At 52.6% G+C, this 20,449-nt stretch carries 19 protein-coding genes; 16 read left to right on the top strand and 3 right to left on the bottom strand.

What is annotated here, in order from left to right; all coding sequences use genetic code 11:
- On the bottom strand, positions 1–420 hold the full coding sequence (rbsD, locus tag DFO57_RS18095; RefSeq protein ID WP_014332978.1) for a D-ribose pyranase: 420 nt from the start codon (positions 418–420) through the stop codon (positions 1–3).
- 182 nt (positions 421–602) lie between these two features.
- Entirely contained in the window at positions 603–1,004 is a 402-nt protein-coding gene (locus tag DFO57_RS18090) for a YgiW/YdeI family stress tolerance OB fold protein (protein WP_019104646.1), read from the bottom strand.
- 160 nt (positions 1,005–1,164) lie between these two features.
- Between DFO57_RS18090 and qseB the strand changes: the two genes are divergently transcribed.
- Positions 1,165–1,836, top strand: a complete 672-nt coding sequence (gene qseB / locus DFO57_RS18085) for a quorum sensing response regulator transcription factor QseB (protein WP_013023921.1) — start codon at positions 1,165–1,167, stop codon at positions 1,834–1,836.
- A complete protein-coding gene (gene qseC, locus DFO57_RS18080) occupies positions 1,824–3,164 on the top strand; it encodes a quorum sensing histidine kinase QseC (RefSeq protein WP_110015563.1) in 1,341 nt (446 codons plus the stop codon). Before qseB ends, qseC begins: the two co-directional genes overlap by 13 nt.
- A 31-nt stretch (positions 3,165–3,195) precedes the next feature.
- On the opposite strand, the gene kup is transcribed toward qseC, so the two are convergent.
- Positions 3,196–5,064 (bottom strand): low affinity potassium transporter Kup, encoded by a 1,869-nt coding sequence (gene kup / locus DFO57_RS18075; RefSeq protein WP_014332974.1) that lies wholly within the window; start codon positions 5,062–5,064, stop codon positions 3,196–3,198.
- 270 nt (positions 5,065–5,334) lie between these two features.
- On the opposite strand from kup, the gene ravA reads away from it, so the two are divergent.
- The 14 genes from ravA to atpG all read left to right on the top strand — a co-directional run bounded on the left by ravA (position 5,335) and on the right by atpG (position 20,440).
- Positions 5,335–6,831 carry an ATPase RavA gene (gene ravA, locus DFO57_RS18070; RefSeq protein WP_014332973.1) on the top strand — a complete coding sequence of 499 codons (1,497 nt, stop codon included), beginning with the start codon at positions 5,335–5,337 and terminating at the stop codon, positions 6,829–6,831.
- Entirely contained in the window at positions 6,828–8,288 is a 1,461-nt protein-coding gene (viaA, locus tag DFO57_RS18065) for an ATPase RavA stimulator ViaA (RefSeq protein WP_014594929.1), read from the top strand. The genes ravA and viaA overlap by 4 nt, the downstream gene beginning before the upstream one ends.
- Before the next feature lie 74 nt (positions 8,289–8,362).
- A complete protein-coding gene (gene ovoA, locus DFO57_RS18060; protein ID WP_199226578.1) occupies positions 8,363–10,501 on the top strand; it encodes a 5-histidylcysteine sulfoxide synthase in 2,139 nt (712 codons plus the stop codon).
- A 104-nt stretch (positions 10,502–10,605) separates the two neighbouring features.
- Positions 10,606–11,067 carry a transcriptional regulator AsnC gene (gene asnC / locus DFO57_RS18055; RefSeq protein ID WP_013023927.1) on the top strand — a complete coding sequence of 154 codons (462 nt, stop codon included), beginning with the start codon at positions 10,606–10,608 and terminating at the stop codon, positions 11,065–11,067.
- Positions 11,068–11,222: 155 nt separating this feature from the next.
- On the top strand, positions 11,223–11,663 hold the full coding sequence (gene mioC / locus DFO57_RS18050) for an FMN-binding protein MioC (protein WP_013023928.1): 441 nt from the start codon (positions 11,223–11,225) through the stop codon (positions 11,661–11,663).
- A gap of 432 nt (positions 11,664–12,095) precedes the next feature.
- The gene (gene mnmG / locus DFO57_RS18045; protein WP_029569302.1) at positions 12,096–13,985 is read left to right on the top strand and encodes a tRNA uridine-5-carboxymethylaminomethyl(34) synthesis enzyme MnmG; all 1,890 of its coding nucleotides are present in this window, start codon (positions 12,096–12,098) and stop codon (positions 13,983–13,985) included.
- 47 nt (positions 13,986–14,032) lie between these two features.
- Positions 14,033–14,659 (top strand): 16S rRNA (guanine(527)-N(7))-methyltransferase RsmG, encoded by a 627-nt coding sequence (gene rsmG, locus DFO57_RS18040; RefSeq protein WP_014332970.1) that lies wholly within the window; start codon positions 14,033–14,035, stop codon positions 14,657–14,659.
- 688 nt (positions 14,660–15,347) lie between these two features.
- Entirely contained in the window at positions 15,348–15,728 is a 381-nt protein-coding gene (atpI, locus tag DFO57_RS18035; RefSeq protein ID WP_014332968.1) for a F0F1 ATP synthase subunit I, read from the top strand.
- Between the two features lie 8 nt (positions 15,729–15,736).
- On the top strand, positions 15,737–16,555 hold the full coding sequence (gene atpB / locus DFO57_RS18030; protein WP_013023932.1) for a F0F1 ATP synthase subunit A: 819 nt from the start codon (positions 15,737–15,739) through the stop codon (positions 16,553–16,555).
- A 48-nt stretch (positions 16,556–16,603) separates the two neighbouring features.
- Complete coding sequence (gene atpE, locus DFO57_RS18025; RefSeq protein ID WP_003849523.1) at positions 16,604–16,843, top strand: F0F1 ATP synthase subunit C; 240 nt, start codon at positions 16,604–16,606, stop codon at positions 16,841–16,843.
- Positions 16,844–16,946: 103 nt separating this feature from the next.
- Complete coding sequence (gene atpF / locus DFO57_RS18020) at positions 16,947–17,417, top strand: F0F1 ATP synthase subunit B (RefSeq protein ID WP_013023933.1); 471 nt, start codon at positions 16,947–16,949, stop codon at positions 17,415–17,417.
- Between the two features lie 14 nt (positions 17,418–17,431).
- Positions 17,432–17,965 (top strand): F0F1 ATP synthase subunit delta, encoded by a 534-nt coding sequence (atpH, locus tag DFO57_RS18015; protein WP_006121199.1) that lies wholly within the window; start codon positions 17,432–17,434, stop codon positions 17,963–17,965.
- A gap of 14 nt (positions 17,966–17,979) precedes the next feature.
- Complete coding sequence (gene atpA, locus DFO57_RS18010; RefSeq protein WP_013023934.1) at positions 17,980–19,521, top strand: F0F1 ATP synthase subunit alpha; 1,542 nt, start codon at positions 17,980–17,982, stop codon at positions 19,519–19,521.
- 52 nt (positions 19,522–19,573) lie between these two features.
- Complete coding sequence (gene atpG, locus DFO57_RS18005; protein WP_006121201.1) at positions 19,574–20,440, top strand: F0F1 ATP synthase subunit gamma; 867 nt, start codon at positions 19,574–19,576, stop codon at positions 20,438–20,440.
- The last annotated feature ends 9 nt before the right edge of the window (positions 20,441–20,449 follow it).

Below are 20,449 nucleotides of genomic sequence, written 5' to 3'. Positions count from 1 at the left end.
TCAGAAGGTCACACCTGCGCTCAGGATGACATTCGCAAACGGAGAACACTCTCCGCTGCGAATGACCGCCTGACTACGCTGTGTTTGTTGTTTGAACTGTTCGTGACTGATGTAGTGGATACTAATGGTATTTCCCTGGTGCTGTTGCAATGCGTCGAGCACGGCGATCAGTTCGCTGTGGAGCTGCGGATTATGCTGCTTAATTTCTTCCGCGATAAAGGCGCTTTCCACCTGCATATCATGCGTTACCGCTTCAACCACCTGCATAAATCCTGGCGTACCCGGTATCAGTGCCAGATCGATACGCTGCGTTTCTGCCGGAATCGGCAACCCCGCATCGGCGATCGTCAATGTATCCGTATGGCCCAGGCGGGCGATGACGTAAGAGAGTTCAGCGTTTAACAGGCGACCTTTTTTCATTTTTCCACTCCAGAGCGAAACGTTTCGCTTTCAGGAGTGTATTAAATGAAGGTTACAATTCAACCACTGAATAAGAAATTTGTGATCGCTATCGAAACGTTTCGCTGTTGCAGACCAGAATTTGAGTTAGGGGGCAGTCAGAAGGGAAAAATGGACCGCCTGGGCGGTCCATTGGGGCAGAATCAGGGCAACTTTTTGACCTGTTTGACGTCCAGCTCGATGCTGTTGAAATCTTTGTCCAGTTCCCCGGTCAGTTCAACACGGTCTTTGGGTGAAACGGTCAGCCCATTCCAGCGCTTATGATCGATTTCTACTTTCATCGTGCCGGTCTGATCACGGAACACGTAGTCTTCGTCACCAATCTGCTTTTCAAGCTGGCCACGAACGGTAATCCAGCTATCATCTTTCATCTCTTCAGCCTGTTTCACCGTTACAACACTGCTTTGATCGGTTTTGAAACCGCCCTGCTGCTGATGTGCGGCCGGCGCTGGCGCATTTGGATCAACAAATCCGCCTTGTTGTGCAGCAAAGACCGGCGCGGAAGCCAGCATGGTTACGGCTAATAGTGCAGCATACTTTTTCATTTTGTCACCTCTTGTCCATGAAGCAGTTAGGGTAGTGACTGTAGTAAAACATAGAGTTCTTAACAGGATCTTAAGGCAAAAATAAACGCAGTTTTTAGCCAAACTCACTGTACAACCCCCATTCGCCTTCGTATAAATCGCTTACTAAAAGGGAGAAGCGATGCGAATTTTACTGATTGAAGACGACCGCCTGATTGGAGACGGCATTAAAGCGGGACTCAGTAAGCTGGGATTCAGCGTTGACTGGTTTGTCTCTGGCGAGGCCGGTTTTCAGGCATTAACGGCGGCGCCGTGGGATGCGGTCGTACTCGATTTATCACTGCCTGAGCGTGACGGGCTGGACATATTGCGTCAATGGCGTCAGCAGGGGCACGATGTCCCGGTTCTTATCCTTACCGCCCGCGATGCGCTTGATCAACGCGTTGAAGGATTACAGATGGGGGCTGACGATTACCTGTGCAAACCCTTTGCCCTTACAGAAGTTGCCGCACGCTTACAGGCACTGATTCGCCGCCGCCACGGGCAACTCCAGCCCGAACTGCGTCATGGCGATGTAGTGTTGATTCCCGGTAATCTCTGCGTGGAAAGAAACGGCGAAAATATCGCGTTAAAAAGCCGTGAGCTGGCCCTGCTTGAGCTGTTTATGCGAAATCCGGATCGGGTACTGACGCGAAGCCAGCTTGAAGAAAAGCTCTATACCTGGGATACCGAAGTGTCGAGCAATGCGGTAGAAGTGCATATCCATCATCTGCGTAAAAAACTCGGTAACCGCTTTATCCGCACCATCCACGGCGTGGGCTATACGCTGGGGGAAAGCGAATGCGATCGATGAGTTTGTTTTTACGCCTTGGCATTGGCCTGGTGCTGATACTGGCCATTTGTTGGGGAGCGGCCACGCTCAGCGCCTGGTATAAAACACGTGACACCGTTAACGAGCTGTTTGATACGCAACAGATGCTGCTTGCTAAGCGCCTGCTGACCCTGGACTTCACGACGCTGAACGGCACGTCGCTGCCAAAAACAAAAAAGTTGCTGGATCACAATCGTGGCAAACAGGACGATGACGCGCTGGCTTTCGCGGTATTTGACCGGGAGGGAAAACAGGTTCTCAACGACGGTGATAATGGCAAAGATCTGCCCTTTAATGCGGAGCATCAAGGTTTCCAGGATGGCCAGCTTAACGGGGATGACGATCTCTGGCGTTTTGTCTGGCTGACTACGCCCGATCAACGTTACCGCGTCGTGGTGGGTCAGGAATGGGAATACCGTGACGATATGGCAAAAGATCTGGTCGATGCCAGCATGTTGCCCTGGCTGATCTCATTACCTTTTATGCTGCTGATGTTAACGGGCCTGGTGTGGTATGAACTTCGTCCGCTGAAGAAACTCAGCCACCAGCTTGCCGGGCGGGCACCTGACGATGATGCGCCCTTGCAGGCCGATCGCGTTCCCAAAGAGGTACGACCATTAATTGACGCCCTGAACGGCCTGTTCAGCCGTATTCATACCATGATGCAGCGGGAACGCCGTTTTACGTCGGATGCCGCACACGAATTACGCAGCCCACTCGCCGCACTGCGAGTGCAAAGCGAGGTCATTCAACTGGCCGCCGATGACGAGGCGATGCGCACTCACGCGCTGCAACAGCTGGATGCGGGTATTACCCGCGCCACTCGTCTGGTTGATCAGCTGCTTACCCTTTCCCGCATTGAAGCCGAGGATGTTCGCAATACGTTCCAGCCCGTCATGTTAAAAAAGGTGGCACAGGACACGCTGGCTTCACAGCTGCCACTGGCAGATAAGGCTGACATTACGTTGCGCCTTAACGCTGAAGCCGATCCGGTTATTTCGGGACACGCGTTGCTGCTGTCGCTGCTGATCAGAAACCTGTTGGATAACGCTATCCGCTATACACCGCCGGGCAGCCGCGTTGACATCGTGATCAGCCCGAATACGTTGCGGGTGGAGGATAACGGAAACAGTCTATCGGCAGCCGAGTTGCAGCGTTTAGGCGAACGTTTCTGGCGTCCGCCGGGGCAGGAGAAAAGCGGCAGTGGGCTGGGTTTATCGATCGTACGCAATATTGCCCAGTTGCACGGTATGTCGCTGCACTTCAGTCAACATCCCGGCGGCGGATTGTGCGTCACGCTGCACTGGTGAAACGCTGTGCCTGACAGGCAGGCACAGCCGTTTAAATCTCGACCTGCGTTCCCAGCTCGATAACCCGATTCGGCGGGATCTCAAACTGATCGGGCGCACGCAGCGCATTGCGTTGTAACGTCATAAACAGCTTGCCGCGCAGACGCAAATACCAGGGGCGTTTTCCAATGATCAGCGACTCATGGGACATAAAGAAAGAGGTCTCCATCATGCGGCAGTTAAGTCCTTCCAGGCCACAGCGGTGGAAAATCTCTTCAACGTTCGGCGTTTCACGCCAGCCGTAACTGGCTACCACGCGCCAGAAGGTGGGCGACAACTGCTCAATGGTGACGCGCCTGACGTTGTGTACGTATGGCGCATCTTCGGTACGCAGCGTTAACAGCACGACGCGCTCATGCAGCACCTTGTTATGCTTAAGGTTATGCAACATGGCAAAAGGAATCACGTTCAGCGCGCGAGACATGTAAACCGCAGTGCCGGGTACGCGAACAGGCGGTGACTTTTCCAGAGAAGCAATCATTGCTTCCAGGGAATTGCCGTGCTCATGCATGCGGCGCAGCAACCGAAAGCGTTCACTCTTCCATGTTGTCATCACAATAAACATCATCAGCGCCAGCGTCAGGGGCAGCCAGCCGCCGGAGAAAATTTTAATCAGGTTGGCCGAGAACAGCGACACATCAATGCACAGCATCGCCACTAAAATCAGCCCCACCAGATAACGATTCCAGTGCCAGTTCAGTATCGCAACGGTCGCACACAGAATGGATGTCAGCACCATGGTGCCCGTGACCGCAATCCCGTAAGCCGCAGCCAGGTTACTCGAATGCTCAAAGCCGATGATGACAATCACGACAGAGAAATAAAGCAGCCAGTTAATCACGGGGATGTAGATCTGCCCCGACTCTTTTTCCGATGTATGGACGATGCGCATTGGCGGCAAATAACCCAGACGTACCGCCTGTCGGGTTAATGAGAAGACCCCGGAAATCACCGCCTGTGAAGCAATAACGGTGGCTAAGGTCGCCAGAATCAGCATGGGGATCAGCGCCCAGTCGGGAGCCAACAGGAAGAACGGGTTTTTAATCGCTTCCGGCTGCTTCAGTAACAGCGCGCCCTGACCAAAGTAGTTGAGCACCAGCGAAGGCAGCACCACCACAAACCATGCCAGCCGGATAGGGAATTTACCAAAGTGCCCCATGTCCGCATACAGCGCTTCGACGCCTGTAATTGCGAGCACCACCGCGCCGAGCGCAAAGAAGGAGACAGACTTGTATTCGACAAAAAAGTGCAGCGCCCAGTAAGGATTGAGCGCCTGCAATACTTCGGGATTATTGAGAATGCTGCGCGCACCCAACACGGCCAGGACAATAAACCACAACAGCATGACGGGCGCGAAGAGTTTACCCACGATGCCGGTCCCGTGTTTTTGAATGACAAACAACAGTGTCAGGACGGCGATGGCCATGGGCACGATGTAGCTATCGAGACTTGGCGCCGCAATTTCCAGACCTTCAATCGCCGACAGGACAGAAACCGCCGGGGTGATCACCACCTCGCCGTAGAAAAAACTGCCGCCAATCAGCCCCATAATCACCAGAATTGCGGTGGCTCGCCCGCCCGTATGTCGCCCCGCCAGGGACATCAGCGTCAAGATGCCGCCTTCTCCGGCATTGTCTGCGCGCATGACGTAGCTGATATATTTCAGCGATACCACCAGCACCAGCAGCCAGAAAATCAGCGAAAGAAAGCCAAAGACCGCATCCCGCTCCACGCCAAAGCCAAACTGCCCCGAAAGACATTCGCGTAAGGTATAAAGCGGGCTGGTGCCGATATCCCCGTAGACGACACCAATGGCAGCCAGCGTTAATCCGCCTAGTGAGTGCTTATTATCCGAGCTCATAAAATTATCTTTTGTTGGAGTCTGAGAGGCGCACAAGCCATCAAAAAGCGCACAGTATGCACGTATTCACAAAAATTCCTACACCGCCGTCCGGGTAACCGATGGTCATTCACTGTTTTTTGGTGCTGCATTAACATTTAAAGTCGCGCTGTCGAACCTTCTGAAACAAAAAAGCTGACATCGATTAACGCTTTCGCGCATCATACCCTATAGAGTATTGCGTTCGCTAAAACGCGGCGGCTCGACGATCGTAAGGACATTGATGTGATTATGGCTCAACCCCATCTTTTGGCAGAAAGAATTTCTCGTCTCAGCAATGCGTTAGAAAAAGGTTTGTATGAGCGACATCATGCCATTCGCCTTTGCCTGCTCGCCGCACTCAGCGGCGAAAGCGTATTTTTGCTGGGTCCGCCAGGCATAGCAAAAAGCCTGATTGCCCGTCGCCTGAAATGCGCCTTCCAGCATGCCCGCGCTTTCGAATATCTGATGACCCGCTTTTCTACTCCGGAAGAAGTCTTTGGTCCGCTGTCTATTCAGGCTTTAAAAGATGAAGGACGCTATCAGCGGCTGACCAAAGGCTATCTCCCCGATGCCGAAATCGTTTTTCTGGATGAGATCTGGAAAGCCGGCCCGGCAATCCTTAACACGCTGCTTACCGCCATCAACGAACGCCGTTTCCGAAATGGCGATAGCGAAGAAAAAATTCCGATGCGCCTGCTGGTCACGGCCTCCAATGAGTTGCCGGAAGCCGATAGCGGGCTCGAAGCCCTGTATGACCGCATGTTAATTCGCCTGTGGCTGGATAACGTGCATGAAAAGCAGAACTTCCGCAGCATGCTGACCCATCATCAGGATGAAAATGACAACCCGGTCGCCGAATCGCTGCGCATCAGCGACGAAGAGTATGTGCGATGGCAGCAAGGCATCAGCCAGGTCACCCTGCCCGATAACGTGTTTGAACTGATCTATCAGTTACGCCAGCAGCTGGAAAAGCTACCCGAGGCGCCTTACATCTCCGATCGCCGCTGGAAAAAGGCCATACATCTGTTGCAGGCCAGCGCCTTTTACAGTGGGCGAAACACCATTGCGCCACTGGATCTGATCTTATTGAAAGACTGTTTGTGGCATGACGTTGCATCCATGCAGCTTCTGGATCGTGAAATCGATCAGCTCATGACTCAACATGCCTGGCAACAGCAGGCGATGTTGCTCAGGTTGCAGCAACTGAAAGCCCGACGTCTGGCCCTGCAACAGCAGCAAAGCGTGGCTGCCGCCATTACGCTTGAGAAGCACAGCGGCATGTTCAGTCGTAAACCGCATTACGACATGCCCGAAAGCCTTACCGACGCGCAGTTAACGCTGATGCTGCAAAAGCCGCTCACGCTGCATGATATGCAGGTCACGCATCTGGTTATTGAGCGTGAAGCACTGAACCACTGGTTACAGAAAGGCGGCGATATTCGCGGCAAATTAAACGGTATTGGATTTGCTCAAACGGTGGATATGCTGGTGGATGCGCAGCATTGCCTGGCGGTTCGCGATGTCAGCTTACAAACGGCAAGACTGACACTGCCCGGCAGCAGCAGCAGTGAGGCGTTGCCGGAAGAAATCAGTGAAGCGCTGGATGAACTCGACAACCAGCTGCGTCAACAACGCCACCTGTTCAGTCAGCAACAGCGTTGCCTGTTTATCAGTGATGACTGGCTGGCTCGCGTCGAAACCAGCCTGCAGGACGTTGCGGAACAACTTAAACAGGCGCGTAAATGATCTCACTGGAGACGCTGAGTACCCTGCTGTCAATCGGCGAGACCGAGCTGATTGAAGAGTTAATTCTGGTACTCCTCGCGTCTCCACAGCTGGCCCTGTTCTTTGAAAAATTTCCCGGCATGAAAAAGGCGCTGTTACGGGATGTTCCTCGCTGGAAGGCAGAAATTGATGCCGAACTCAAAGCCACGCCGGTCCCGGAAGCACTGGCGGAAGAGTTTCAGTTATTCCAGCGTATTCAGTTACTCAGCGATCGTGAATTCAGCCAGCAGCTTGATGAAACCCTTTCTCACCTTGAACGCCTGGCATCCCCCTTCCAGGAAGAAGCAAAACGACTGCTTCTTCATAACGATCCCGGCCATCTCAGCACTGCCCAGCATACGCTGTTCCTGCAACGCTGGCGGCTCAGCCTTACGCTGCAAACGTTAACGCTTAATGAGCAACTTCTTGAGCAGCAGCGCGAACGTCTGATGGCGGAGTTACAGCAACGTATGGCCCTGAGCGGGCAACTGGCACCTGTGCTGGCAGACGATGACGAAGCGGCAGCCGGACGGTTATGGGATATGGGCAAAGCGCCGCTTCAGCATGGCGATTACCAGTTGATGCTGCAATACGGCGAGTTCCTTGCACAGCAGCCCGAATTAATGAAGCTGGCCCAGCAACTGGGGCGGAGTCGTGAGGCAAAATCGGTTCCCTCCCAGGATGCGCCGATGGAAGCCTTTCATCATCTGGTGCGCGAACCGGATGCCGTACCGGAAGAAGTCAGCGGTATTCATCAAAGTGATGACGTATTACGCTTGCTGCCACCTGAACTGGCAGCATTGAGCGTCAGCGAGCTTGAACTTGAGTTTTACCGCAGGCTGGTAGAGAAGCGACTGCTTACTTACAAACTTCAGGGCGATGCCTGGCATGAAAAAATCACTCAACGTCCCGTCAGCCACCAGCAGCATGAAGAACAGCCTCGTGGCCCGTTTATCGTTTGTGTCGATACCTCAGGGTCAATGGGAGGGTTCAATGAACGTTGTGCAAAAGCCTTTTGTCTGGCCCTTCTCAAAGTGGCACTGGCCGATCGCCGTCGCTGTTACATCATGTTATTCGCTCATGACGTAATTGGTTACGAATTAACGGGCGATGACGGGCTGGAGCAGGCCATCCGTTTTCTCAGCCAACGTTTTCGTGGCGGAACCGACCTCGCAGCCTGTCTTTCCGCGGTGGTCAAACGGATGGAAGGCCCGTTGTGGCAGGATGCCGATGCCGTCATCGTGTCAGACTTTATTGCGCAGCGCCTGCCGGAAGAGGTGGTACGCAGCGTTAAACATCGCCAGCAGCAACAGCAGCAGCGCTTCCACGCCGTCGCCATGTCCACGCACGGTAAACCCGGCATAATGCGCATCTTCGATCATATCTGGCGTTTCGATACCGGCTTAAAAAGCCGCATATTACGTCACTGGCGGCGCTAAGCGAGACAGCAGAAATTCCATTTTGCTTTATAGTAAATATCTGCAATTACTTATTCAGCAATCAGGAGTGTCCTGTGAACACCGTTCAACCCCATCGCGATTTACCTGCGCCAACCCGGACGCTGATGCTCTCTGGCCAAAATGTCGAACAAAAACGTGCCGAGCTGCTGGCTTACTTTAGTCAGACATGGGCGCTGTACGAAGATCTCTTTACCTGCCTCAACGATCAGCGCGCATGGTTTACGAAAGCGATTCCCCTGCGCCATCCGCTGATCTTCTACTTTGGCCACACCGCCACGTTCTACATTAACAAGTTAATGGCTGGACGTTATATCGATGACCGCATTGACGATCGCATCGAAGCCATGCTGGCTATTGGCGTGGACGAAATGAGCTGGGATGATCTCAACGACAACCACTACGACTGGCCTTCTGTAGAAGCCGTTCGCGACTATCGCGGTAGCGTAAAAGCCTTAGTGACACAATTTATTCAGGAGATGCCGCTTGAACTGCCCATCACATGGGACAGCCCGGCCTGGGTGATCCTGATGGGGATTGAGCATGAACGAATTCACCTGGAAACCTCCAGCGTGCTGATCCGTCAGCTGCCGGTCGAATGGGTGAAACCTCAACCGCAGTGGCCAGCCTGCGCGGAAGCGCGCCGCGATCGTCAGTTGGTGCCCACCAACGCACTGGTCTCCCTGCCCGGTGGCCACATCACGCTTGGTAAAACCGATGATACCTATGGCTGGGACAACGAGTACGGTACTCAGCAGGTTGAGCTAAAGCCTTTCAAGGCCAGCAAAATGCTGGTCAGTAACGCAGAGTTTTATGAATTTGTGCAGGCTGGTGGCTATCAGGAATCCCGCTGGTGGGATGAAGAAGGCCTGGGCTGGCGCCAGTTTGCACAGGCAGAAATGCCCACCTTCTGGGTGGGTAACGCTTCGATGCCCGATCAGCTGAAACTCCGACTGATGTGTGAAGAGGTACCCATGCCGTGGGACTGGCCAGCTGAGGTCAATCAGTTGGAGGCCGCGGCCTTCTGTCGCTGGAAAGCGGAAGAAACCGGTAAGTCAGTCCAGCTACCCTGTGAGGCGGAATGGTATCAACTGCGCGAACAGGTCGAAGGCGATCAGCCAGACTGGCAGCAGGCGCCAGGCAATATTAATCTGGCTTACAGGGCCTCTTCCTGCCCGGTCGATCGGTTCCCGCAGGGGGAGTTCTACGACATCGTGGGCAACGTCTGGCAATGGACAACCACCCCAACCAATGGCTTTGAAGGCTTTAAAGTCCATCCGCTCTATGACGATTTCTCAACGCCCACCTTTGACGGTAAGCATTCACTTATAAAAGGTGGAAGCTGGATTTCCACCGGCAATGAGGCGATCAAATCATCGCGTTATGCCTTCCGCCGTCACTTTTTCCAGCATGCGGGTTTTCGCTATGTGATTTCTTCCCACCAGGAAACCATGGCCTTAAACCCCTATGAAACCGACAGCATGGTTTCTCAGTACCTCGATTTCCAGTATGGCCCTCGTTATTTCGGCGTCGATAACTATGCAGAAGCCCTGGTCAAACTGGCGCTGTCGCACAGCCAGAATCGGGGAGAGGCGCTGGATATTGGCTGCGCCACGGGCCGGGCAAGCTTCGAACTGGCCCGCCACTTTGAGCATGTCACCGGCATGGATTATTCGGCCCGCTTTATTGATGTGGCGCTCCAGCTCACCACTGGCGAAGATTTCCGCTACGTGGTGCCTGAAGAAGGCGATCTGGTGGAATACCGTCAGGTACGACTTAAGGACTTTGCTATCACCAATGAGCAAGCGAAGCGCATTCAGTTTGTTCAGGGCGATGCCTGTAACATGAAACCTCAGCCAGCACGTTACGATCTGGTCCTGGCCTCGAACCTGATCGATCGCCTGCGTCAGCCGGCACGTTTTCTTCAGGACGTCACGCCCATGTTGCGTTCTGGTGGGATCTTAGTGCTGTCGTCACCTTACACGTGGCTTGAAGCCTTTACCCCGAAGGAAAACTGGCTGGGCGGCGTACGTGAAAATGGAGAAGCCCTGACCACCCTGCAGGCACTGCAACGGTTGCTGGCCGCCGACTTTGAGCAAATAGGTTCACCACAGGATATGCCATTCGTCATCCGTGAAACGGCGCGTAAATTCCAGCATACGCTCGCGCAGGTCACTCTGTGGCGTAAACGTTAAGGCAACCGGCAGCGGCTTATGCCGCTGCCGGTGTGTTGCCAGTTACGTTATTTTGCTGCACATTCTCCTCAGTTCATTGAAGAAAAACGATAACGAGGACGATCATGCCCGAACATCTGCAACTGGATAACCTTGACCGGGGGATCCTGAATGCACTACTGGAAAATGCACGCACCGCGTATGCCGAACTGGCAAAACAGTTCAACGTCAGCCCGGGAACCATTCATGTCCGTGTCGAAAAAATGAAGCAGGCAGGCATTATTCTGGGAACGCGGGTTGAGATCGATCCCCGCCAGTTGGGCTTTGATGTCTGTTGTTTTATCGGCATTATTCTCAAAAGCGCCCGTGATTACCCGGCGGCGCTGAGTAAACTGGACGCGCTGGATGAAGTCGTTGAAGCCTGGTATACCACCGGGCATTACAGTATTTTTATTAAAGTCATGTGTCGATCTATCGATGCTCTCCAGCAGGTATTGATTAACAAGATCCAGACGATTGATGAAATCCAGTCAACAGAAACCCTGATCTCCCTGCAGAACCCCATCATGCGAACCATCAAGCCCTGATCTTTCCATCCGCTTGTGCACAATCTTATCCTTTAACGATCGGCCGCCTGACAACGGCTGTATCGCCCTTGTCAAAACTAATAACCTTGTTTTCCACAGGTGGATCACCGCTTGATCACAGCGTACAATGCTCACCTTGATCTCAGGAGAGCACGATGGCCGACATTACGTTAATCAGTGGCAGCACCTTAGGCAGCGCCGAATATGTTGCTGAACATCTCGAAGAAAAACTGCAGGAAGCGGGCTTCTCAACGCAGATGCTACATGGTCCTGAGCTTCATGATGTGCCCCTGCAGGGGATCTGGCTGGTCGTGAGTTCTACCCACGGAGCCGGAGAGTTGCCTGATAATCTGCAACCTTTTTATGACGCCATTGAGGAAAGCCGTCCCGATCTGTCAGCCGTGCGTTTTGGCGCAGTCGGCATCGGCAACCATGAATACGATCTGTTTTGTGGTGCGATACGCAATCTTGACGCTCTGTTAATTACCTGTGGCGCACAGCGCATCGGCGAAAGGCTGGAAATTGATATTCTGCAACATGAGATCCCCGAAGATCCGGCTGAAGAGTGGGTGATGACCTGGAAAGACGCGATCTGAGCCGGTCAGGGATCGGGAAATCACGACGATCCCCAGCAGAAGATACTGTTTTTCCCCGGATCTGGTCTTTTATTTTGTGGATAACTACCCTGTTTAGTTGCGTATAACCGGTAGTTATCCAAAGAACAACTGGAGTTTACTTTATGAGCTGTGGATAAAGTCCTCTTTTGATCCCAGCTTATACGGATCAGGATCACCGATCATTAACAGGTAACGATCCTCGCTACGCACTTGTTTATCCTGTGCTTTTCGCAGATATCCACAAGAGATGGCGATCCTAATAAGAGATCTAACAGAAAGATCATACAAAGAATTAAGATCTTTTCTTTTAATACCTGTCGATCCCGCTGCTTTCACCTCAGCCATAATTTCAGTAGAATCCACGGCCCAGAGAGAACGATCTCTGACTATTCATCAACGAGGTACCACTTCATGTTTTATCAAGATCCTTTTGACGTCATCGTTATTGGTGGTGGTCATGCGGGCACGGAAGCTGCCATGGCAGCAGCCCGAATGGGTCAGCAAACCCTGTTACTGACCCATAACATCGATACGCTGGGACAAATGTCCTGCAACCCGGCCATCGGTGGCATCGGTAAGGGACATTTGGTAAAGGAAGTGGATGCCTTAGGCGGTTTGATGGCCGGTGCAATCGATCGGGCGGGTATTCAGTTTAGGATACTAAACGCAAGTAAAGGCCCTGCCGTAAGGGCGACCCGTGCTCAGGCGGACCGCGTACTCTATCGTCAGGCGGTACGTACTGCGCTGGAGAACCAGCCAAACCTGATGATCTTCCAGCAGGCCGTTGACGATCTTATCGTCGAGAACGATCGCGTTGTCGGTGCGGTAACCCAAATGGGCCTGAAATTCCGTGCCAAAACGGTCGTGCTTACCGTGGGTACCTTCCTCGACGGAAAAATTCATATCGGGCTGGATAACTACAGCGGAGGTCGTGCAGGCGATCCGCCGTCGATCCCTCTGGCAAAACGCCTGCGTGCTTTGCCACTGCGCGTTGACCGCCTGAAAACCGGTACACCGCCACGGATTGATGCACGCAGCATCGATTTTAGCGTACTTGCCCCGCAGCATGGCGATAACCCGATGCCGGTGTTCTCTTTCATGGGCAATGCCGGACAGCACCCACAGCAGGTGCCGTGCTGGATGACCTATACCAATGAAAAAACACATGATGTGATCCGTAATAACCTCGATCGTAGCCCCATGTATGCGGGGATCATCGAAGGGATCGGGCCACGTTATTGTCCGTCGATCGAAGACAAAGTCATGCGCTTCGCCGATCGCAACTCGCATCAGATCTTCCTTGAGCCTGAAGGACTGACCAGCAATGAGATCTACCCCAACGGTATCTCAACCAGCCTGCCATTCGACGTACAGATGCAGATCGTTCGTTCAATGCAGGGCATGGAAAATGCGAAGATCGTGCGCCCGGGTTATGCCATTGAGTATGACTTCTTTGATCCACGCGATTTAAAACTCACGCTGGAAAGCAAATTTATCGACGGCCTGTTTTTTGCCGGTCAGATTAACGGCACCACAGGCTACGAAGAAGCGGCAGCACAGGGATTGCTGGCGGGGCTTAACGCCGCGCGTCAGTCTGCTGACAAAGAGGGCTGGGCACCGCGTCGCGATCAGGCTTACCTCGGGGTACTGGTCGACGATCTTTGCACTCTCGGCACTAAAGAACCTTACCGCATGTTTACCTCACGTGCCGAATATCGCCTGATGCTGCGTGAAGACAATGCAGATTTACGTTTAACGGAAACCGGGCGTGAACTCGGCCTGGTGGATGATGCGCGCTGGGCGCGCTTCAACCAGAAGCTTGAAGCGATCGAGCAGGAACGCCAGCGACTGCGCGATATCTGGGTGCACCCTAAGTCCGAACATGTTGAGGCGGTGAATACCATTACCAGCTCTCCATTGACGAAGGAAGCCAGTGCTGAAGATCTGTTACGCCGCCCTGAAATGACCTATCTGAAGCTGATGGCACTTGATGCTTTTGGCCCTGCTTTGACGGATGAACAGGCTGCTGAACAGGTTGAGATCCAGGTAAAATACGAAGGCTATATTGCGCGTCAGCAGGAAGAGATCGATCGTCAGTTGCGTAATGAGAATACGCTGCTGCCAGCCACGCTTGATTATCGTCAGGTCAGTGGCCTTTCTAATGAAGTTATCGCCAAGCTTAACGATCATAAACCGGTTTCAATCGGCCAGGCATCACGCATCTCAGGCGTCACGCCTGCGGCCATCTCAATTTTACTGATTTACCTGAAAAAACAAGGTCTGCTGCGCAAAAGCGCCTGATCTGAACCGGGGCGGGATTTTCCGCCTCCGCTGACTGGACTGATGCTGTGATCAACAAACTCACTTCGCTGCTGCAAGCGGCCAAAATTTCCCTTTCCGATCAACAAAAACAGCAACTGGTGGCCTATGTAGGGCTACTGGATAAATGGAATAAAGCTTATAACCTGACTTCGGTACGCGATCCTCAGCAGATGCTGGTTCGCCATATCCTCGACAGCATCGTGGTGGCGCCACATCTTCAGGGTTCACGTTTTATTGATGTCGGCACCGGGCCCGGTTTACCTGGCATTCCGCTGGCCATTGTGATGCCGGAGGCACATTTCACTTTGCTGGACAGCTTGGGTAAACGCGTACGTTTTTTACGGCAGGTGCAGCATGAACTGGGACTCACAAATATCGAGCCGGTCCAGAGCAGGGTCGAAGCCTTTCCTTCCGAACCGCCATTTGATGGGGTGATCAGCCGCGCCTTTGCGTCGCTGGAGGATATGGTGAGCTGGTGTCATCACTTACCCGCGGAAAATGGCCGTTTTTATGCGCTTAAAGGCGTGCGGCCGGATGAGGAAATCGCCAGCCTGCCTGCGGGCTATGCGCTGGACAAGGTGATTTCACTTCAGGTTCCCCAACTGGAAGGCGAACGTCATCTGGTTATCGTTGCCAGGAACAGTACGCCATAGCGCATTCAGGCACCGTAAAGCGTATCAACGCGCGGTGCCATGTAACCAAAGATGCGATGGTCTTTGGGTCATCTACTCTGCTTTTCCGGCTCACGTTGTTAAATCCTGACGCGGAAATTATCTGAAAAACTTTTTCACATTTAACTTTTATTTCACAAAGTTTTATCAAAATAATCACGAGTTTTTGGCGTTTTACCGGTGCGCACCGCGATTAATCATATTTAAGGCCACCCGCCTTTCGGCAAGAGTAATAGGCTTTTTACGATTCTGAAGGAGACTTCGATGTCAATAGACCATTTTCATCGGGAACAAAAAAACGTTACGGTATATTGCTTTTTAACTGATTGATAATAAGGTTTTTTATCCCTTATTTTGCGTTCGGATAATTGGGTCTTAATAAAACATAACGCGGTGCGAATGCTTATTATGTGATCTAAAGCACGCTTTAAAACTGAGTTGCTGCGGAACTTTTTACGGCTTTATCCGAAACGGGCTGCTCAGTATCTTTTGAAAAATAGTCATTCGGAAAGAAATTTAGATAATTGTTCACCTTTTCGTTACTTAACGATTGAAATCACAGGTACGGCCCGTATAATTTGCACGGCTTTTGCTACTTGACTCAAATGCACAAAGGCAGTCTTATACGACACGCGACATACCCCTATAGGGGCAGGAGAGTATCAGCGTCATGTCAGTGTCTCTTTACAGTGTGAAATACGCCCGAACGGTGCTGGTGATTCAGCTAGTGACCATCGTCATCGTCGGTGCACTCTTTGCCCTGAAAGATGTCACCTGGGGCGGCTCTGCTCTTGCTGGCGGAATGGCAGCCTGGCTGCCAAACGTGTTGTTCTTGTTTATAGCCTGGCGCCTGCAAGGGCAAACTCCGGCTTCGGGGCGCGTCGCGTGGAGCTTCGCTTTGGGGGAAATAGCCAAAGTGTTCGCGACCATTATTTTGCTCATTGTGGCGTTGGGTGTATTCGATGCGGTCTTCTGGCCGGTCGGGATCACCTGGTTATCGGTGCTGGTCGTTCAGATGTTGGCACCGGCGGTAATTAACAACAAAGGGTAAGAGGCATCATGGCTGCAGGAGAAATCTCTACTCCGCAAGAGTACATTGGTCACCACCTGACTCATCTTCAGTTGGACCTGCGTACCTTCGAGTTAGTGAATGCTCACGACGCTCCCGCGACGTTCTGGGTATTAAATATCGATTCCATGTTTTTCTCTCTGGTGCTGGGAGTTATCTTCCTGGTGTTGTTCCGTAGCGTGGCGAAAAGCGTCACCAGCGGTGTGCCAGGGAAAATGCAGGCGGCTATCGAACTGGTTGTCGGTTTCGTTGATAGCAACGTGCGCGACATGTATCACGGTAAGAGCAAACTTATCGCCCCGCTGGCTCTGACGATTTTTGTCTGGGTCTTCTTGATGAACTTCATGGATCTGCTGCCAATCGATTTGCTGCCCTATATTGGTGAGCACTGGTTGGGGTTACCGGCGCTGCGCGTGGTACCTTCTGCAGACGTGAACATCACGCTATCCATGGCGTTGGGCGTATTTATTTTGATTCTGTTCTACAGCATCAAAATGAAAGGCATTGGCGGCTTCACGAAAGAGCTGACGCTGCAGCCTTTTAATCACCCGATCTTTATCCCCATCAACCTTATTCTGGAAGGTGTTAGCCTGCTGTCCAAACCGGTTTCACTCGGTCTGCGACTGTTCGGTAACATGTATGCGGGTGAACTGATCTTTATCCTTATTGCCGGTCTGTTGCCGTGGTGGTCACAGTGGATTCTGAATGTGCCTTGGGCCATTTTCCACATCCTGATCATTTCGCTACAGGCTTTCATCTTCATGGTCCTCACGATTGTCTATCTGTCGATGGCATCTGAAGAACATTGATTTTTTTCTCAACAATACGCGTTTAACTGAAACAAACTGGAGACTGTCATGGAAAACCTGAATATGGATCTGCTGTACATGGCTGCCGCTGTGATGATGGGCCTGGCGGCAATCGGTGCTGCGATCGGTATCGGCATCCTCGGAGGAAAATTCCTGGAAGGCGCTGCTCGTCAGCCTGACCTGATTCCTCTGCTGCGTACGCAGTTCTTTGTTGTAATGGGTCTGGTGGATGCAATCCCAATGATCGCTGTTGGTCTGGGCCTCTACGTGATGTTTGCTGTCGCCTAAAGCCCCTGTGTTCACTCCGTACCTGGTGCGAGAGTGAACGGATTCTGCCGTTTATCGTTGATAGCGGCAGAAAAGTTAAATACTTAATTAGAGGCATTGTGCTGTGAACATTAATGCAACAATCCTCGGCCAGGCCATCGCGTTCATCCTGTTTGTCGCGTTCTGCATGAAGTACGTATGGCCACCGATTATGGCTGCCATCGAAAAGCGCCAGAAAGAAATTGCTGAAGGCCTTGCTTCTGCTGAACGCGCGAAGAAAGATTTGGATCTCGCGCAGGCTAATGCGACCGACCAGCTGAAAAAAGCGAAAGAGGAAGCTCAGGTCATTATCGAGCAGGCGAACAAGCGTCGCACGCAGATTCTGGACGAAGCCAAGACTGAAGCTGATAACGAACGTACTCGCATTGTTGCACAAGCGCAGGCTGAAATTGACGCCGAACGCAAGCGTGCACGTGAAGAACTGCGTAAGCAAGTCGCGTTGCTGGCAATGGCTGGCGCCGAGAAGATCATCGAACGTTCCGTGGATGAAGCTGCTAACAGCGACATCGTTGATAAACTGGTCGCTGAACTGTAAGGAGGGAGGGGCTGATGTCTGATCTGATTACTGTAGCTCGCCCCTACGCCAAAGCAGCTTTTGACTTTGCTGTTGAGCATCAAAGTATTGAACGCTGGCAAAAGATGCTGGCGTTTGCCGCAGAAGTGGCTGCCAATGAACAGATGGCCGACCTGCTTTCAGGTGCATTAGCACCCGAAGCGCTGGCTGCCTCGTTTAATGCAGTCTGTGGTGATCAACTGGATGAACCCGCACAGAACCTGATTAAGGTGATGGCGGAAAACGGACGTTTGACAGCGCTTCCGGCTGTACTGGCGCAATTCATTCAACTGCGAGACGCTTATGAAGCGACTGCCGAAGTGGATGTTATTTCTGCCAGCACGCTGAGTGACGACCAGCTGACTAAAATCAGCGCCGCGATGGAAAAACGTCTGTCACGCAAAGTTAAGCTGAATTGCAAAATTGATAAGTCTGTGATGGCAGGCGTGATCATCCGTTCGGGTGATCTGGTTATTGATGGCAGCGTACGCGGCCGTCTTGACCGTCTGGCTGACGTCTTGCAGTCTTAAGGGGACTGGAGCATATGCAACTGAATTCCACCGAAATCAGCGAACTGATCAAGCAGCGCATTGCTCAGTTCAATGTCGTGAGTGAAGCTCACAACGAAGGTACTATTGTTTCTGTAAGTGACGGTATCATCCGCGTACACGGCCTGGCCGATGTTATGCAGGGTGAGATGATTTCCCTGCCGGGAAACCGTTACGCTATCGCCCTGAACCTCGAGCGTGACTCTGTAGGTGCGGTGGTGATGGGTCCGTATGCTGACCTGGCCGAAGGCATGAAGGTCAAGTGTACTGGCCGTATTCTTGAAGTACCGGTTGGCCGTGGCCTGCTGGGCCGCGTGGTGAACACCCTGGGTGCACCTATCGACGGTAAAGGCGCGATCGACAACGACGGCTTCTCGCCAGTCGAAGTGATTGCACCAGGTGTTATCGACCGTCAGTCCGTAGACCAGCCTGTTCAGACCGGTTACAAATCTGTCGATGCGATGATTCCAATCGGCCGTGGCCAGCGTGAGCTGATCATCGGTGACCGTCAGACCGGTAAAACCGCAATGGCTATCGACGCCATCATCAACCAGCGCGATTCAGGCATCAAGTGTGTCTACGTTGCGATTGGTCAGAAAGCGTCAACCATTTCTAACGTGGTACGTAAACTGGAAGAGCACGGCGCGCTGGCTAACACCATCGTTGTTGTTGCCTCTGCGTCTGAGTCTGCTGCACTGCAGTATCTGGCTCCGTATGCAGGTTGCGCCATGGGCGAATACTTCCGTGACCGCGGTGAAGATGCGCTGATCGTTTACGATGACCTGTCTAAGCAGGCTGTTGCTTACCGTCAGATTTCTCTGCTGCTGCGCCGTCCACCAGGCCGTGAAGCATTCCCAGGCGACGTGTTCTATCTCCACTCTCGTCTGCTGGAGCGTGCATCACGCGTGAGCGCTGACTACGTTGAGCGCTTCACCAATGGTGAAGTGAAAGGCCAGACCGGTTCTTTGACCGCGCTGCCAATCATCGAAACTCAGGCGGGTGACGTTTCTGCGTTCGTTCCGACCAACGTAATCTCGATTACTGATGGTCAGATCTTCCTGGAATCTAACCTGTTCAACTCCGGTATCCGTCCTGCTGTTAACCCGGGTATCTCTGTATCCCGTGTGGGTGGTGCTGCTCAGACTAAGATCATCAAGAAACTGTCCGGTGGTATTCGTACCGCGCTGGCGCAGTATCGTGAACTGGCGGCCTTCTCCCAGTTTGCATCTGATCTGGACGATGCAACCCGTAAACAGCTGAGCCACGGTCAGAAAGTGACCGAGCTGCTGAAGCAGAAACAGTATGCGCCGATGTCGGTTGCGCAGCAGGGTCTGGTGCTTTTCGCAGCGGAACGCGGCTATCTGAACGACGTTGAGCTGGCAAAAATTGGTAGCTTTGAAGCTGCTCTGCTGGCGTTCGCAGATCGCGATCACGCCGAGCTGATGGCTGAAATCAACCAGTCTGGTAACTTCAATAACGATATCGAAGAGAAGCTGAAAGGCCTCCTCGAAACGTTTAAAGCAACCCAGTCCTGGTAATGTCTGGCGGCTTGTCTGAAAGGGCAAGCCGCAAGGCTTTGAGGAGAAGCTAATGGCCGGCGCAAAAGAAATACGTACCAAGATCGGAAGCGTAAAAAATACGCAGAAGATCACCAAAGCGATGGAAATGGTCGCCGCCTCCAAAATGCGTAAAACGCAGGAACGCATGGCGGCCAGCCGTCCGTATGCAGATACCATGCGCAAAGTGATTGGTCACCTTGCACTGGGGAATCTGGAATACAAGCACCCTTACCTGGATGAGCGCGACGTTAAGCGCGTCGGCTACCTGGTCGTTTCGACTGACCGCGGGCTTTGTGGTGGTTTGAACGTTAACCTGTTCAAAAAATTGCTGGCAGAGATGAAGGCCTGGTCCGACAAAGGCGTACAGAGCGATCTGGCCATTGTGGGATCGAAAGGCGTGTCATTCTTCGGCGCTGTTGGTGGCAATGTTGTGGCACAGGTCACTGGCATGGGCGATAAGCCTGCGCTGTCTGATCTTATCGGCCCGGTAAAAGTGATGTTGCAGGCCTACGATGAAGGCCGCATCGACAAGCTGTACATTGTTAACAACAAGTTCAACAACACCATGTCTCAGACTCCGACCATTACCCAACTGCTGCCGTTACCGCCAGCGGAAGGTGAAGAAGAGATGAAGGCGAAGACCTGGGATTACCTGTACGAGCCCGATCCGAAAGCGCTGCTGGATACGCTGCTGCGTCGCTATGTCGAATCGCAGGTTTATCAGGGTGTGGTGGAAAACCTGGCCAGTGAGCAGGCCGCACGTATGGTAGCAATGAAAGCTGCAACCGATAACGGCGGAAATCTGATCAAAGAGCTGCAGTTGGTTTACAACAAAGCTCGTCAGGCCAGCATCACCCAGGAACTTACCGAGATCGTCTCGGGAGCCTCCGCGGTTTAACCAGGTTTG

Source organism: Pantoea sp. AG702 (assembly GCF_003182295.1).
In the GTDB taxonomy this organism is placed as follows: domain Bacteria; phylum Pseudomonadota; class Gammaproteobacteria; order Enterobacterales; family Enterobacteriaceae; genus Pantoea; species Pantoea ananatis.
The sequence above is the reverse complement of the archived record's forward strand: the minus strand, read 5'-3'. Positions and strand labels throughout refer to the sequence as shown.